The organism is uncultured Lacinutrix sp., from assembly GCF_947500325.1.
Taxonomy (GTDB): Bacteria; Bacteroidota; Bacteroidia; order Flavobacteriales; family Flavobacteriaceae; genus Lacinutrix.
The window spans coordinates 109058-127196 of sequence record NZ_CANMRQ010000009.1 but is presented as its reverse complement, the minus strand read 5'-3'; the positions used below and the strand labels follow the sequence as shown (position 1 = coordinate 127196).

Sequence of the window (18139 nt, the reverse complement as noted above, 5' to 3'; positions counted from 1 at the left end):
ACCACTATTAAAAAGAACTTTAAAGCTCACTTTACGCTTAAACGTTAGAAGAGAAAATACTTTAAAGCATAAAAAAACCTGAACAAATTTGTTCAGGTTTTTTTATAATGAAGCTTCTTTAGATTATTTGTACTTTTATGGAGAATTACTCTCTAAAAATGCGCAGATTACTTGCTGGTTTATTAATTTTTATATCATTACTTCAAACTGAAGTCTGGTCTCAAGACATTTCTATTTTTCAACAGTATAATGGGAGATATGATTATTTAGCTATTGGCAATACTCTTAATCCGGCAGAAAATAATATTGTACAAAGTTTTTGCGAAATCTTACCGTCATCTCAAGCAACATTAAATGTAGATGCATCCTCTACAGTAGTAGCTGCTTATTTATATTGGGCAGGTTCTGGACTAGGAGATTTAGAAGTCACTTTAAATGGCACATCAATTGTTGCCGAAGATACTTACAACACCATCTTTACAGATGCAACTTTTGGTGACCTTAATTATTTTTCTTGTTATGCAAATATTACAAATCAAGTATTAGCAGAAGGAAATACTATTTATGAACTTTCAGATCTAGATATTTCTGAAACTTTAGCAAATAATCCAGGACACTGCGAAAGAAGAACCAATTTTGCTGGTTGGAGTATTTATGTTATATATGAAAATAATACACTTCCTTTAAATCAGGTAAATTTATTTCAAGGTCTAGAAATTATCAATCGGAATGTAACTGAAAAAACTATCTTTTTAAATAATGTTAATGTACTAGATAATGATAATGCAAAAATCGGTTTTTTAGCTTGGGAAGGAGATAATGCTCTAAACTTTGGAGAGTCTTTATCTATAAATGGCAATATTATTTCAAATCCACCATTAAACTTAGCAGATAATGCATTTAATGGCACTAACACTTTTACAAATTCAAATACTTTTTACAATTGTGACTTAGATGTTTATGGTATTGAAAACAATATTAATATTGGAGATACACAAGTAGAAATTAAACTTACAACTGGAGGTTTAAATAATAATGGTGTATTTCAAGCCGACTTAATAATTATTAACAATATAATTACAGTATTAAATAGCCAATTACCAGATGCAACAATTGTTATAGATAATATTGTAACAAATTGTGGTGACAGAATAATAGATATTGATTACACCGTTTTTAATACTAATAGCACAGATCCTTTACCAGCAGCAACACCTATAGCTTTTTATGTAGATGATATTTTATTAGCCCAAACTACAACCCAAAACGTAATAAATATAAATGGGTCTGAAAATGGAAGCATTTCAATTTCAATTCCTTCAACTATTCCAGATGATTTTTTATTAATAATTGCTGTTGATGATGATGGTGATGGAAATAGTACAGTAATTGAAATTTTAGAAAGCAACAATACTACTGAAATCACTGTAAATCTTATACCATTACCAGAGACGTTTCAATTAAATGCCCTAAACAATTGTGATGAAGGTTTAAATACAGCTATTTTTAATTTAGAATTAATATTAAGTCAGGTAAACATAAATAACTATGATGATTTCATATTTTATGAAACAATTGAAGATTTACAAAATAATTCAAATAATATTATAAACCCTCAAAATTATCAATCTCAAGAAACACCCCAAACGATTTACATAAAAGCAGAAAATTCTATTTGCTTTGATATATATGAATTTCAACTACTAACAGAAAACTGCCCTCCACATATCCCTCAAGGCTTCTCTCCTAACAATGATGGCTATAATGATTTTTTTAATATACAAGGTCTCTATTCAATATTTGAAAATCATAAATTATTAATTTATAGTCGTTACGGTAAATTAATTTTTGTTGGGAATAATGATCTAAAATGGTATGGCATTTCAAATAGAGGTATAAACCAAGGAAAACTGGTACCTACTGGAACATATTTTTATGTTTTGAACCTAAATGACAAAAATTACGTATCTATTACTGGTTGGGTTTACTTGCAAAATTGAAATTAAAAGATGTATTTCGTCGATAAAATTTGCATTTAAACATAAAATCGTTAAATTTGAACACTTTAGCCGTATTAACCCAAATCGTTTGGCCTTTAGTATATTAAAGACTGACTAATAGAAAAAAAAATTGAAAGTAAAAACCCTTAATAATTACGTCAATCATTTAGCCTATTTAATTGTATTCACTTGTGCTTTGCAACTTAACGCTCAGCAAATAACAGTAGATAATACTCAAACGCCAGAACAACTAATTAATAGTTTAGTTGAAGGTTGTGTTGATGTTACAAATATTTCATCTCCTGTAAATGGTGATGTTAATGGATTCTCAAGTTACGGTTCTTTTCAAAGGGCAAATTCAAATTTTCCATTTGAAAATGGAATAGTTCTCTCTACAGGAAATGTAAATTCAGCTGGAAATGTTGTAAATACAAATGCTTTAAATGAGGGAGATACTGCATGGCAAACCGATCCTGATTTGGAAAATGCTTTAGGCATAAACAATACATTAAATGCAACATCAATCGAATTCAATTTTACTTCTGCTTCAAGTACAGTACAATTTAATTACATTTTAGCTTCTGAAGAATACTTTGCTGACTATCCTTGTAATTATTCTGATGGGTTTGCTTTTTTAATTAAAGAAGCTAATACCACACAACCTTATCAGAATATAGCTGTTATTCCTGGAACTACTACTCCTGTAAATACTAGTACTATTCATCAAGAAATAGTTGGATTCTGTGATGCTGAAAACGAAACACATTTTGAAGGCTATAATATTGGAGATACAAATTTCAATGGTCGTACAACGGTAATGTCTGCATCTGCTACTATTACTCCAAATGTAGAATATAATATTAAACTTATAATAGCTGATCAAACAGATAGAAATTTTGATTCAGCTGTATTTATAGAAGGTAATAGTTTTACAGATAACGTAACTTTAGGACCTGATTTTTCAACTTGTGATGCGTCTTCTGTATTAAACGCAGATACTAATAATCCGCAAGCTACATACGAATGGTTCTTAAATGGTTCTTTAATAGGAGGTGAGGTTTCAAGTACATTAACAGCTAATACTTCTGGTACCTATCAAGTTATTGTCACTGTACCATTAAATACAACAACATGCACCTTTGAAGACGAAATTAATGTTACTTTAAATTCAATCCAAACTACTACTCCACTTTCTGATTTTACTCTATGTGATGATGCTTCTAATGATGGAGTAGAAAATTTTGACCTAACAACATTAAATACGTCTGTAGAAAATAATTTACCTGCTTCAAATTATACAATCTCATATCACATTTCAAATCAAGATGCTATTGATAATGTAAATAGTTTTTTAGCTCTTAATAATTTCCAAAACCCCCAAACAGTTTTTATTCGTGCTATAGATACAAACTCAGGTTGTGTCTATATATCCAATGTTAATTTAATAGTCAATCCGTTTCCAACTATAACACAACCCAATCCAATTGATATATGTAGTAATGGAAGTGGAGAAGCTACTCTTACAGATATTGATTCTGAAATAACAAATAACAATGCAAATTATAGTGTTACCTATCACTTTTCCCAAGTAGATGCCAATACTGGAGCTAATGCAATTCCGTCTCCATATACTCCTACAAATACTACTGAGCAACTATTTATTAGAGTTATAGATGTAACTACAGGTTGTGTTGCTTTTACAGATATAACAATTCAACAATTAGATAGTCCAAATGTAAATACAGATGTGCAACAAATTAATGCTTGTGAACAGGATGATGATGGTTTTGAGATTTTTGACATAACAAGTGTTGCCAATGATGTTTTACAAGGCGCTACAAATGTTACTGTAACATATCATCTTACAATAGAAGATGCGAATAATAATGTTAATCCAATTACAAATCCAACCGCTTTTCAAAATACTGAAGCAGAATTGCAAATAGTTTATATAAGAATTTCAAATAATAATAATTCTTGTTATGAAATAGTTCCTATAGAATTACATGCAAATCTCCTTCAAACTGGTACAAATATTCAAAATTTTGGCACTTGTGACACAGCCCCTAATGATGGGTCTGCAGATTTCGATTTACAAAGTATTACTACTTTTATTGCTAATGGTTTACCTAATATCACTATCACTTATTATGAAAGCCAAGAAGATTTGGATAATAACGTAAACCCTATTGACGATAGCGTTCCATACACAGTTAATAACAGTTTTCATACACTATACATTTTTATAGAAGATAGTACATGTACTAATACAGCTGAAATTGGTTTTATTGTAAACCCAGCTATTAGTATACAAAACCCTGGACTTCTTAATTATTGTGATACAAATGATGATACATTTACTTCTGTTGATTTAGACAGTTTTAATACTATTATTAGTGTTGGTATCGCTTCTCCTATTGTAGAATATTATGAAACTTTAGTAGATGCTGAATTACAACAAAACCAACTTCCTCCTTTTTATGATAACACCTCTAATCCATTTACTGTATTTGTTAGAGTTAGTGGTAATGGCAATGGATGTAGCGATATTATACCTGTTCAAATTGAAGTTTTACCAGCTCCAACGGTAAATACGCCTTCCAATTTTGTTATCTGTGATGATGATCAAGATGGTTTTTCAATTATTGATCTAACAACAAAAAATGTTGAAATAAACACTGATGCTACAACAATTATTTCTTATTATTTATCTGAAGATGACGCCAATAATTCTGTAAACGAAATAACAAATAATACAAATTATAATGCACAAACAGCTACTGTTTATGCTAAAGTAGAAAATAACACCACTAGTTGTTATGCCTTAGTTCCAATCGATATTACAGTTAACACTTTACCCGATTTTCCAAATATCTCAAATTTTAGAAATTGTGAGACAGATGGTAACCAAATTGCCGATTTTATACTTGCAGATAAAGACGTCGAAATTTTAAATGGACAAACAGGTAAAGAAGTCTTTTATTTTGAAAATGAGACAGATGCCATAAACAAAACTAATATAATTGATAAAAATGCTGTCTACAATAACACATCACAAATTCAAACATTATATGTCCGTGTTGAGAATATTACAGATACAACATGTTATGGGATTTCAAACTTTATCATTGAAGTAGGTTCTGTTCCAATTTTTAACGCTCCTTTAGATGTAAATGTTTGTGACGATAATTCTAATGACGGTATTGATACTTTTAGTTTAAGTGACAAAGCCGCGGAAATATCTGCAAATAGTACAGATAACTTAACAATAACTTTCTATAATACATTAGAAGATGCCGAAAATGAAGTAAATGCAATACAAGGAGATACGTTTACTAATACAACTAATCCACAGCAACTATTTGTTAATATAGATAATGGTACTTATTGTAAAGGCATTGCTACATATGAGTATAATATTATTCAAGTTCCTGAAATTAGTAGTGCTAGTGATTTAACACAATGTGATACAGATACTGATGGCAGTGTAACTTTCGATTTAACAATAGTAGAAGTTGAAGTTTTAGCTATAAGACAAGACAATATTATTGTTAACTATTATGCAAATGAAGCCGATTTAATTGCCGGAACAAATCAAATTCCTAATCCTACCAATTATAACAACACTTCCAACCCGCAAACAGTATATATAGAAGCTTATAATACAATATCTAACTGTGGAGCAAACGTTTCTTTTGATTTAATTGTAAATCTACCACCCGAAATTGCAAACATAGCTGTATATGATACTTGTGATAATGAAGATGATAGTTTTAACTTAAGTGAGACAACAGAAGCACTTATTGGAACTCAAGAAAATGTAGTATTAACTTTTTATTCTTCGCTAATAGATGCAGAGAACTCACAAAATGCTTTAGATACAAATTATAATTATGTTACAACAAGTGATACTATATTTGTAAGAGCAGAATTTAGTACAACTAATTGTTTTCAAATTAGTTCTTTTAACTTAGTAGTTAATAACATACCAAATCTAACACCTCAAAATCTTGAAGCATGTGATGATGATTTCGATAATTTTTTAATGTTCGATTTATCTCAACAAACACCGATAATTCTAGGCACTCAAAACCCTAACGATTTTACGGTAAACTATTTTGAAACTGAAAATGATGCTAATAATAATACGAATGCTATATCAGATTTAAATTATAATGCAGAAAATGAACAAATAATATATGTTTACGTTGAGAATAATACAACAGGTTGCTTTTCTACTACAAGTTTTTCTACTTTAGTTAGACGTAAACCTGAGGTAGATATTACTGATCAAGTTATTTGTTTAGACAATTTACCACTAACTGTTTCTGCTGAAACAGGTGTAAACACAGATTCTTATTCATGGTCAACTGGTGAAACATCTTCAGTAATAGAGATTGATCAAGTAGGTAATTATTCTGTAACTGTGACTTCTAATTACGGTTGTACTACGACTTCTAACTTTAGTGTAACAGAATCTGAAGCAGCAGTTATTGAATTTACAGAAACAATTGATTTTGGAAATCCAAATAATCTAACTATTACCGTTTCTGGAATTGGCGAATATTTATATCAATTTGATAATGGAGCGCCTCAAGAATCTAACTTTTTTGCCAACGTACCAATTGGACCGCATACTATAACAGTTATAGATTTAAATGGTTGTAATTCTACAACAAAAGAGATTGTTATTATAGATGCTCCTCAATATTTCACTCCAAACGGTGACACTATTAATGAAACATGGCATATCACTGGTGTTGAATTATTAGAAGGTACAGTTGTAAGTATATTTGATAGATATGGTAAATTACTATCAGTTATAACACATTCGTCTCGTGGTTGGGATGGTAACTACAATGGTAACCCAATGCCTGCAACAGATTATTGGTTTCTAGCTGATGTAAAAAAAGGAGCTATTGAATTTCAAGTAAAAGGCCACTTTGCATTAAGACGTTAAAATGCTTTAACATATCTTTTTGTTATACTATTTCTTTTGTTACTTATCTTTGCTTTTTAATTGCTGTTGATGAGAAAATCCCTTTTAATACTCTTAAGCTTCTGCTGTTATGTTGCGACTTCACAAAACATAAGTGTAGATAGTCAAACCTATACGCCACAAGAACTTATTGAAGACATTTTAATAGATAGTGATTGTATTTCTAACGTTCTAGTAACAAATGTAGTTGGTGGTGATTTTAATAATACAGATCAAAGCTATGGTTATTTTGATGCTACTGGAACTACTTTTCCTTTTCAAACAGGTATCGTATTAACTACAGGGAGATTAAATAATGTTCAAGGACCTAATACTTCTTTAAGTGATGATGATGCTCCAAATTGGAATGGAGATTCAGATTTAGAAAATGTTTTACAAGAAACCAATACAACAAATGCTACAATTATTGAATTTGATTTCACATCTGTAGCCGATCAAATTAGTTTTAGATATATTTTTGCTTCAGAAGAGTATCAAGAAGGCAATCCAAACACCTGTAATTTTTCAGATTTATTTGGTTTTTTAATTCGTCCAGCAACTGGTACTGCATATCAAAACATTGCGTTGGTACCTAACACGCAAACACCTGTAAAAGTGACGACTGTGCATCCAGATATTCCCGGTGGTTGTGGGCCAATAAACGAAGCGTATTTCGAAAGCTTTAATGGTAGTGTATCTCCAATTAATTTTAATGGACAAACTACCGTTTTAACAGCTACAGCCCAAACAATACCAAATCAAAATTATCATGTTAAGTTAGTTATTGCAGATGAACAGAACTTTCGTTTTGATTCTGCTGTTTTTTTAGAAGCTGAAAGCTTCGAATTGAATACTAACTTAGGGCAAGACAGATTATTAGCTAACAATAACCCTGTTTGTGGAAATGATACTATTACACTTAGTGCATTTCAACCAGGAATGACAACTTACAAATGGTTTAGAAACAATATTGAATTGATTACAGAAACAAGTGCTACATATGAAGTTACTCAAGAAGGAACATATAATGTAGAAGTTACTTTAGATAACAGCTGTATTTCTTATGGTGAAATTGTTATTGAATACGCACCAAATCCTATTGTAGCAAATACAACACTTTTTGAATGCGATATAAATCAAGATGGATTAACAACATATAATCTTTTTGATTCGGCAGATAATATAACAATGAATAATGCTAACATAGGAGTTACTAACTTCTATAGTAGTATTATGGATGCTCAAATGGAAACTAATGCCATTAGTAATCCAAATAATTATAATAATACTAGTATTCTTCAAACAGTTTATGCTTCAGTTATAAATCAAAATACTGGATGTAAAGCTATAGCTGAAGTTATATTAGATATTTCAACAAATACATTAGCACTACAAAATTACAACACTTGCGACGATGCTATTGTTGATGGTTTTACTACATTTAATTTAAATGATATAAGAACAACTATTCAATCTAATGTTCCCGTAAACTCTACCATTTCATTTTATAATACTATTGATGATGCTTTTACTGAATCTAATATTATAGATGGAGATTTTGAAAATACTATTCAAAACACGCAAACTATTTTTGTAAAAGTTACTACAGATACAAATCAATGTTATGCTATTTCCCAATTAACATTAAATATTTTATTTACTCCTCAATTGTTACCAGATGAATCGGTTTTATATTGTTTAAATAATTTTCCTGAAACTATAACATTAACTGGAGGTATAACAAATGATTTACCTAGTAATCACTATTACCAATGGTTTTTTAACGGTGTAGACACAGGTATAGATACAAGTTTTATTGAAGTTAATGAAATAGGGACTTATACCGTAGTGGTAACAGATCCAAATGGATGTTCTAACACTAGAGATATTACAGTTTTTCCATCTAGTGATCCTACAATTGATGATTTAACATATACTGAACTCACTTCTAATAACTCAGCAACAATTATGGTCTCTGGTGAAGGAGATTATGAGTTTGCAATTGATAATGCACTTGGTTTTTATCAAGATGAAAATATATTTACAGGACTAACCCCTGGATTTCATACAATTTATATTAGAGATAAGATGGGTTGTGGCTCTAATTCAATCACTTTTTCTATACTAGGATTTCCCCAATATTTCTCTCCAAACAATGATACTATAAATGACACATGGAAACCTTATGGAACCAACGAACAATTTAATAGTAATTTAAAAATTTTAATATTTAATAGACACGGAAAATTATTAGCCGAAGTAGATTCTGTTAAAGGTTGGAATGGCATTTATAATGGTTTTGTTTTACCAAGTGATGATTATTGGTATATTATTAATCATCCAAACGGCAAACAATACAAAGGCCATTTCGCCTTAGTACGTTAAGACTAAAACTTAACTTTTCTTCTTAAAAAAAGCGTTGATTTTTCATTAATTTAGCTAAATGAAATTCAAAATTGAATCAGAGTTTAGTCCTACAGGAGATCAACCTCAAGCCATAAAACAATTAGTAAATGGTATAGGCTCAAATGAAAAACACCAAACGTTACTAGGAGTAACTGGTTCTGGTAAAACGTTTACTGTTGCTAATGTTATTAAAGAAGTACAAAGGCCTACTTTAGTTTTAGCACATAACAAAACATTAGCAGCTCAATTATATTCTGAGTTTAAACAGTTTTTTCCAAACAATGCTGTTGAATATTTTGTATCGTATTATGATTATTATCAACCAGAAGCTTACATTCCCACTTCTGGAGTTTATATAGAAAAAGACTTATCTATTAATGAAGAAATAGAAAAGATGCGTTTAAGTACAACATCTTCTCTACTCTCTGGGCGTCGAGATGTTATTGTTGTAGCATCAGTATCCTGCTTATATGGTATTGGAAACCCAATAGAATTCCAAAAAAATGTAATTACATTAAAACGTGATCAACAAATTTCTAGAACAAAATTATTACATCAATTAGTACAGAGTTTGTATTCTCGAACTGAGGCCGATTTTAAACACGGTAATTTTCGTATTAAAGGTGATACAGTTGACATATTTCCAAGTTATGCTGATGATGCCTTTAGAATTCATTTTTTTGGAGATGAAATTGAAATGATTGAGCAATTCAATATTCAAACAAATAAAGTTATTGAAGAATATGATAGATTAAATATCTATCCAGCAAATATGTTTGTAACTTCTCCAGATATATTACAGAATGCTATAAAAGCTATTCAAGATGATTTAGTAAAACAACATGATTATTTTAAAGAAATTGGCAAACACCTAGAAGCAAAACGACTAAAAGAACGCACAGAGTTTGATTTAGAAATGATACGTGAATTAGGGTATTGCTCTGGTATTGAAAACTATTCTCGTTATCTTGATGGTAGATTACCTGGCACAAGACCGTTTTGTTTATTAGATTATTTTCCTGAGGATTATTTAATGGTAGTTGATGAAAGTCATGTTACTATCTCACAAGTACACGCTATGTATGGAGGCGATAGAAGTAGAAAAGAAAACCTAGTAGAATATGGTTTTAGATTACCAGCTGCAATGGATAATCGTCCATTAAAGTTTGAAGAATTTGAAGCGCTTCAAAATCAAGTCCTATATGTAAGTGCAACACCAGCAGATTACGAATTACAAAAAACTGATGGTATATATGTTGAACAAGTTATTAGACCTACAGGCCTTTTAGATCCTATTATTGAGGTTCGTCCTAGTTTAAACCAAATTGATGATTTAATCGAAGAGATACAACAACGTGTTGAAAAAGATGAGCGTACATTAGTAACAACACTAACTAAACGTATGGCAGAGGAGCTAACTAAATACCTAAGTAGAATTAATATTCGTGTAAGATATATACATAGTGATGTAGATACTTTAGAACGCGTAGAAATAATGCAAGATTTACGTAAAGGTATATTTGATGTTTTAGTTGGAGTAAATTTACTACGTGAAGGTTTAGATTTACCTGAAGTCTCTTTGGTTGCAATTTTAGACGCAGATAAAGAAGGTTTTTTACGATCGGCTAGATCATTAACGCAAACCGTGGGTAGAGCAGCTAGGCATCTTAATGGAAAAGCTATTATGTATGCAGACAAGGTTACTAAGAGCATGCAAAAGACAATTGACGAAACCGAATATCGCCGTACTAAACAAATAAATTATAATACAGAAAATAACCTAGTACCTACTGCTTTGAATAAAAGCTTAGATAATGCATTAACTAAAAATTCAGTAAGTACATATAGCTACGAATTAGAAGCTGCTCGAGCTGCAGAACCAGAAAGTGAATATTTAAGTAAACCAGAGTTAGAAAAGAAGATACGAGAAAAGCGTAAACTTATGGAGCAAGCGGCAAAACAATTAGATTTTATTATAGCAGCTCAATTACGTGATGAAATAAAGGCGTACCAAGAAAAACTAGAGAAGTTAAAATATTAATTATACTGCACTTTAAAAATATCTATTAATACCTCAGCTGGCACAATCATATCTGGAAAACCTTCCATTAGATATAATACTTTTGTAATAGACTCATGATTTAATCCCATTCTTAAGCCATAATTATAAAGTTTTACAACTTCACTTCTAGTACGGTCATTGTCAATATGCATTAATAATACTAAGCGGTGAAATTGAACAATGCGTTCACTATGCGATTTTAAGTTTATGTAATTTATTGGATGTTCTATTAAATAATCAAAATCCTCACGAGAAATTTCTAACTGTTTAGCAACACCTAAAAGAAAACTATATTCAATCTTTTTTATATTTTTATCTGCTTTAGCAAAAGCTATCATCTCGGATAATAAACTTAGTTTTTCTACTCTATTAGGCATAACATGAGGGAATTAAAATGTATACTATAAAATTAAGGATAAATGTTAATTAATAATCGTAGAAAGCACGTCACTTGTCGAAAAATGACTAGTTTTACATCGATTTTAAGTGCTCTTTATCAATACTTTAGCCTTATAAAAAGCAATAAACACAGTTAAAAAACTAATTTTCAACATATTACACATGACTAATAACGATATATTTAAAAAACTAAGAGTTGCTCATAAGCTTCGTGACGATGATATTATTAAAATATTAATGCTTGTAGATTTTAGAGTTTCTAAAAGCGAATTAAATGCTTTTTTTAGACGAGAAGATCATCCCAATTATGTAGAATGTGGAGATCAGATTTTACGTAATTTTTTAAATGGTTTAATTATTCATCTTAGAGGTCCAATGCCTAAAAAAGGTGAAGAACCCCAAAAAAAGGCTTCAAGAAAAGTAAAACCTAATCCTTACGGTAATAAAAAGAATTTTAATAAACCTAAAAACAATAAAAAGAGCAACGATTAAAGTTGCTCTTTTTATTTAGGGCTATTCAGATAAGTAATTAAACTTTATCTCCGATTTTTAGACTTCTTATTTATTTTCCAGCTATAAAAACCGATTTTGGTGCTTCTTTTCCAATCGAAATATATTCTTCTTTCTTTAAATCACTAAAATCTTTACCATATAATTCCTGAGCACGAACTTTATACACAGTCTCAAAACCTTGATATACTTCAGCTAGATTAGTTAAATAGTTTTTAAAGTTATCTGTATCATTATATTCTACTCTTATTAAATAAGCTGTAGATTGTCTGGCAATATGATTTTTTACAAAATTATAAACAGTCTCTCTATAATTTCCTCCCTCACTTATATTAATATTAAGGTATTCTATACCATCTAGTGTCGCTACATTTCCATTATGCGTTGCTTTACTTAAATCTGGTTTTACAGGAATAGAATCATCATGAGAAGGATTAGCCCAATGCATTGGTGGCACTAGAAACGGCTGAATCATTTGTTTTCCAGAGTCTGTCTCTCCATTATATAACACTTTCCTCCTATCTATATTTCTCAACTCTGCTTGTACTTCACTTAGTGTTCTCATACTCTGGTTTCCTTCTATTTTAAATCGCACTAAATAATGTCTCCCTATACCAACTTCTGTAAGAATAGGTTCAATATCCTTGATATTGATAGTTTTGCCATTTACAGATATTATATTATTTGATATGGAAAACACAAGTTCTGCTTGCCTCCTTAATTGTTCTTTTGATTCTTTAGATAAGTTATTATAATTATTCTTAGCCATTTCTCTTAGTTCATCAGAAATATCATCTGTTTTTTCCGAATTACATTGAAATAGTACTAGACTAAATAATACTGTACATGTTACTGTTAGTGCCATTTTTACTTTGCCACTAAATCCTGATTTATTGTTTGTCATCATGGTTATTCTCTTTTTTATAAATGATAAATTAAAATTGTTTACCAACCCGTATGAGTTGTTGCTGACTAACTCGCTTAAAAGTAAGGTTTGGTAATCTACTAAGGAATAACCCGTATTTATTATTTTTTGATCTACTATATATTCATGTGTTGTCTTTAAAGATTTTATAAGCGTCCATAGTAATGGATTAAACCACAAAAATGAAGCTATGAATTGTACAAAAATTAAGTCTATTGAATGTCGTTGCTCTATATGAACTTTTTCATGAGCAACAATTTGATTCAGTTCTGGAGTATCAATTTTTCCTTCATAAATGAAAGCATATCCAAAAAATGAAAATGAAGCGATTTCACTTGGTAATTTTACTACCGTTACATCATTAATTTTAGTTTTGGGATATAAAAAAACCATTCGTTTTAATCGCCAAAGTGCCCAAAGTAACTTAGATAAACAGACACAAACACCAATACCATATATACCTAATAATAACTTGATCAAAACAGAGCTCCAATCTACTGGTACTCCAGCTATTTCTTTAGAGTTTGCAGATACTTCTTTAGATATTGGTACACTAAAAGCGTTCGATTCCCAATCCTGTATAGCATCATAATAAGACATTCTAAAATCGTTAAACTCTTCAATAGAATGATCTACTGCTGCTATTTTACCTTTGCTAAAATTAAAACTCATTAAAGGCAACAACAATGAAAAAACAACTATTCCTATAAGGTAAAACCTATTAAAATTAAAGCATGTTTCTTTTTTCATAATAAATTCATAAAGCAAGTAGAATACTAAAAAGATAATACTAGACTCTAATAAATATATTCCGAATTTTATCATTACCTCTTAGTTTTTAGTTCTTCTAGCATTCTCATAGCTTCATCCAATTCACTCTGTTTTAACTGTTTACTTTCTGTAAAAAAACTAACAACTTGAGATAACGAATTATTATAATAATCGGTAACAAGTCGCTTCATTTGCCCCTTACTATACTCTTCTTTACTAATTAACGGATAATATTGATGAGACTTACCATATGCTTTATAGCCTATAATTTCTTTCTGCACCAATACTCTCACAATTGTAGAGACTGAATTATAAGGAGGTTTCGGGTTAGGATATTCTTCGATTATATCTTTGATAAACCCTTTTTCTATATCCCAAAGAATCTTCATTATCTTCTCTTCTACCTTAGTTAGCGTTACCATTACTTTATGAGTTTTATTAATCAGCAATACAAACATATAACTTATTTTTAAGTTACACAACTTATTAATAAGTTATAGAACTTAAAAATAAGTTAATATATTATCCTTAGAGTTAAAAGCACAAAATATAACGCACAAAAAAGAGCAGTGTTAAAAACACTGCTCTTTCAATATAGTTTAAAATAAATTTATTGCTTACGCTAAAACAGCTTGCACTTTATCTGCTGCTTCTTGAAATTCTGTTGCACTCATTACATCTAAACCAGAACTATCTATAAGTTCTTTGGCAATGTCTGCGTTTGTTCCTTGTAAACGTACAATAATTGGTACATTAATAGCGTCTCCCATATTCTTATAGGCATCTACAACACCTTGTGCTACACGATCACAACGTACAATTCCTCCAAAAATATTAATTAATATCGCTTTTACTGCTGGATCTTTTAATATAATTCTAAATGCAGCTTCTACACGTTTAGCATCTGCAGTACCACCAACATCTAAAAAGTTAGCTGGCTCACCACCTGCTTGCTTTATTAAATCCATAGTTGCCATTGCTAAACCAGCACCATTTACCATACAACCAACGTTTCCATCAAGATCAACATAGTTTAATCCTAATTCACCAGCTTCAACTTCTATAGGGCTTTCTTCACGTAAATCACGCAATGCAGCTAAATCTTTATGACGGTATAGTGCATTATCATCTAAAGATACTTTTGCATCAACAGCCATTATTTTATCGTCACTCGTTTTTAAAACTGGATTGATTTCAAATAAAGAAGAATCAGACTTTACATAGGCAGTATATAAAGACGTTACAAATTTTGTCATATCTTTAAATGCTGCACCAGATAAACCTAAATTAAAAGCTACTTTTCTAGCTTGAAAAGGTAAAATTCCTGTTGCAGGATCTATTTCTTCAGTAAATATTAAATGAGGAGTCTCTTCTGCTACTGTTTCTATATCCATTCCACCTTCTGTAGAATACATAATCATGTTGCGACCATTACCTCTATTTAAAAGTACTGACATATAATATTCTTCAGGTTCAGAATCCCCAGGATAATAAACATCTTCTGCAACTAAAACTTGATGTACACGCTTTCCTTCTGCAGAAGTTTGAGGTGTAACCAAATCCATTCCAATAATCTGTCCTGCAATAGTTTGTACTTCGTCTAAGCTTTTAGCTAGCTTAACTCCACCACCTTTTCCACGACCACCTGCGTGAACTTGTGCTTTAATAACATGCCACCCAGTACCTGTATCTTCAGTTAATTTCTTAGCTGCAGCAACTGCTTCATCAGCATTTTGAGCAACAATACCACGTTGGATACGTACGCCAAAGCTGCTTAATAATTCTTTTCCTTGATATTCGTGTAAATTCATCTTTTTTGAAAGTAAAATTTTAGAGTCACAAAAGTAAATAATCACAATAACTTACCCTAATATTTAATTATGAAAAAAAAGCATAGCAAAATAGACTTATTTAAATTGTTAAATAATTAACAAAATGTTTAAAATGTGTAATATTAAGTGATATAAATTTTTTTAACCTTCAGAAAAAATAACTTTGAAAAAAAATTAACTCATGCATAATAATCAATTATTAAAAATAGCTAAAGATTTTGGGAGTCCAGTTTATATATATAACTCTGAAACGATTATAAAACAATATAAACGTTTAAATACTGCTTTTAACAAAGTTAAAAAAGTGAAAATTAATTATGCAGTAAAAGCACTCTCAAATATTTCTATTTTAAAATTGATGGATTCTTTAGGAGCTGGCTTAGATACTGTTTCAATTCAAGAAGTAAAACTTGGTATAATTGCAGGGTTTCCTGCTGAGCGTATTATTTTCACTCCAAACGGAGTGTCTTTAGAAGAAATTGAAGCTGTTGCAAAACTCGGTTGTCAAATTAATATAGATAATCTATCAATTTTAGAACAATTTGGAACCAAATACCCAGATATTCCAGTTTGTATTCGTATTAACCCACATGTCATGGCTGGTGGTAATACAAATATTTCTGTGGGGCATATTGACAGTAAATTTGGAATTTCAATACATCAAATCCCACATATTCTTCGTATTGTAAACAATACAAAGATGACTATTAACGGTATTCATATGCATACAGGAAGTGATATTTTAGACATTGATGTTTTTCTTTATGCGAGTGAAATATTATTTGAAACAGCTAAAAATTTTAAAACTCTAGAGTTTATAGATTTTGGATCTGGTTTTAAAGTACCATACAAACCTGGAGATATAGAGACCAATATTGAAGAGTTTGGAGAAAAATTAAGTGCAAGATTTAATGAATTTTGTAAAGATTATGGAAAACAATTAACATTAGCATTCGAGCCTGGAAAATTTTTAGTGAGTGAAGCTGGTCAATTTTTGGCGAAGGTTAATGTAGTTAAACAAACAACTTCTACAGTTTTTGCACAGATAGATTCTGGATTTAACCATCTTATTCGTCCAATGCTTTATGGAGCTCAACATGAAATAGAAAACATCTCTAATCCAAAAGGCAAAGAACGCTTTTATAGCGTTGTTGGTTATATATGTGAGACCGATACTTTTGCAAACAATAGACGCATTAATGAAATAAATGAAGGCGATATTTTAGCTTTTAAAAATGCTGGCGCCTATTGTTATTCTATGGCTAGTAATTATAATTCTCGTTATCGTCCAGCAGAAGTTTTATGGCATGAAGGCAAGGCTCATTTAATTAGAAAGCGAGAAACTTTTGATGATATCTTGAAAAATCAAATAGAAATAGATTTGAAACCAAAAATAAAAGCTGTCAAAGTATAACTTAAAAAGCACTTCAATTGAAGTGCTTTTTTTTATTTACATTTTTAAAATCTCCTTTTTTTTAACTACCTTTAATAATACGCTAAAAAACAGAGTTTTAACTGTTTTATTTATGCAAATTAATTTTTGCCCTACTTTCTCTATCTAGACTACACTTATAATATAAAAACAGCCTATTTATATAGGTTCCAATTATATATTAACTAAAACCACAATTATGAAAAAACTTATTGTATTTCTAAGTATTGTAGTCTTATTTACAAATTGCAAAAACAATTCTCATCGCTACACACAAAATTCTAAAGAAATTGAAACTGTAAAAACTACCATTAATTATTACGACTATCACCAATGGGATAGTTTAGCATTTAGCTATGCGGATACAGCTAAAATTTATTATAATTCTAGAAAACATATTTTAGCTCCTAGTGATTTAAAAACATATTTCACAAGAAATAGTGAAAGTTTTTCCACTCGTGCTTTTGAAGATGAAAGCCGCGAATATGAAATGATTGAAGATAATAATGGTAAAAGATGGGTGAATTTCTGGGGCCTATGGAAAGGACATTTAAAAGCTAACAATAAAGAAATTATAATTCCCGTACATATTACTTATCAATTTGAAAAAGGTAAAATAGTTACTGAATTTGGTTATTGGAATACCGGAGAACTTGAGGAAGAATTAAAAATTATAGCTTCTCAAAAAAAAGTGGTTGAAGACACTAAAGAAGATGTAAATAAAGTTATTGAAGAAATTGAAAAGATAGAAGATATAGAAGAAACAGATTAAAATACTGTCTTCTTAGATACACCAATTTAAAAGTCAATGTATTTTTATAAAA

General features: G+C 30.1%; 11 protein-coding genes. 7 read left to right on the top strand and 4 right to left on the bottom strand.

What is annotated here, in order from left to right:
• Positions 1–158 precede the first annotated feature (158 nt).
• The 4 genes from Q0997_RS12550 to uvrB all read left to right on the top strand — a co-directional run bounded on the left by Q0997_RS12550 (position 159) and on the right by uvrB (position 11425).
• Positions 159–2000, top strand: coding sequence for a gliding motility-associated C-terminal domain-containing protein (locus Q0997_RS12550; protein ID WP_299889376.1), 1842 nt, complete (start codon positions 159–161; stop codon positions 1998–2000).
• Positions 2001–2130: 130 nt separating this feature from the next.
• Complete coding sequence (locus Q0997_RS12545; protein WP_299889374.1) at positions 2131–6960, top strand: T9SS type B sorting domain-containing protein; 4830 nt, start codon at positions 2131–2133, stop codon at positions 6958–6960.
• Positions 6961–7029: 69 nt separating this feature from the next.
• Positions 7030–9363 carry a choice-of-anchor L domain-containing protein gene (locus Q0997_RS12540; RefSeq protein ID WP_299889373.1) on the top strand — a complete coding sequence of 778 codons (2334 nt, stop codon included), beginning with the start codon at positions 7030–7032 and terminating at the stop codon, positions 9361–9363.
• A 58-nt stretch (positions 9364–9421) separates the two neighbouring features.
• Positions 9422–11425 carry an excinuclease ABC subunit UvrB gene (gene uvrB, locus Q0997_RS12535; RefSeq protein WP_299889371.1) on the top strand — a complete coding sequence of 668 codons (2004 nt, stop codon included), beginning with the start codon at positions 9422–9424 and terminating at the stop codon, positions 11423–11425.
• Here the strand turns inward: uvrB and Q0997_RS12530 are convergent.
• Positions 11422–11823, bottom strand: a complete 402-nt coding sequence (locus Q0997_RS12530; protein ID WP_299889369.1) for a TerB family tellurite resistance protein — start codon at positions 11821–11823, stop codon at positions 11422–11424. The genes uvrB and Q0997_RS12530 overlap by 4 nt on opposite strands.
• A 184-nt stretch (positions 11824–12007) precedes the next feature.
• Here Q0997_RS12530 and Q0997_RS12525 point away from each other — a divergent pair, with 184 nt between their 5' ends.
• On the top strand, positions 12008–12337 hold the full coding sequence (locus tag Q0997_RS12525; RefSeq protein ID WP_299889367.1) for a DUF1456 family protein: 330 nt from the start codon (positions 12008–12010) through the stop codon (positions 12335–12337).
• Positions 12338–12407: 70 nt separating this feature from the next.
• Here Q0997_RS12525 and Q0997_RS12520 read toward each other — a convergent pair whose 3' ends face one another.
• The 3 genes from Q0997_RS12520 to sucC all read right to left on the bottom strand — a co-directional run bounded on the left by Q0997_RS12520 (position 12408) and on the right by sucC (position 15862).
• Positions 12408–14105 carry a M56 family metallopeptidase gene (locus Q0997_RS12520; RefSeq protein ID WP_299889365.1) on the bottom strand — a complete coding sequence of 566 codons (1698 nt, stop codon included), beginning with the start codon at positions 14103–14105 and terminating at the stop codon, positions 12408–12410.
• Positions 14105–14473 carry a BlaI/MecI/CopY family transcriptional regulator gene (locus Q0997_RS12515; protein ID WP_299889363.1) on the bottom strand — a complete coding sequence of 123 codons (369 nt, stop codon included), beginning with the start codon at positions 14471–14473 and terminating at the stop codon, positions 14105–14107. The genes Q0997_RS12520 and Q0997_RS12515 overlap by 1 nt, the downstream gene beginning before the upstream one ends.
• Positions 14474–14668: 195 nt before the next feature.
• Positions 14669–15862, bottom strand: a complete 1194-nt coding sequence (sucC, locus tag Q0997_RS12510) for an ADP-forming succinate--CoA ligase subunit beta (RefSeq protein ID WP_299889361.1) — start codon at positions 15860–15862, stop codon at positions 14669–14671.
• A 202-nt stretch (positions 15863–16064) separates the two neighbouring features.
• On the opposite strand from sucC, the gene lysA reads away from it, so the two are divergent.
• Positions 16065–17297, top strand: a complete 1233-nt coding sequence (lysA, locus tag Q0997_RS12505; protein ID WP_299889359.1) for a diaminopimelate decarboxylase — start codon at positions 16065–16067, stop codon at positions 17295–17297.
• A 217-nt stretch (positions 17298–17514) separates the two neighbouring features.
• Positions 17515–18087 carry a nuclear transport factor 2 family protein gene (locus tag Q0997_RS12500; RefSeq protein WP_299889357.1) on the top strand — a complete coding sequence of 191 codons (573 nt, stop codon included), beginning with the start codon at positions 17515–17517 and terminating at the stop codon, positions 18085–18087.
• Positions 18088–18139 lie beyond the last annotated feature (52 nt).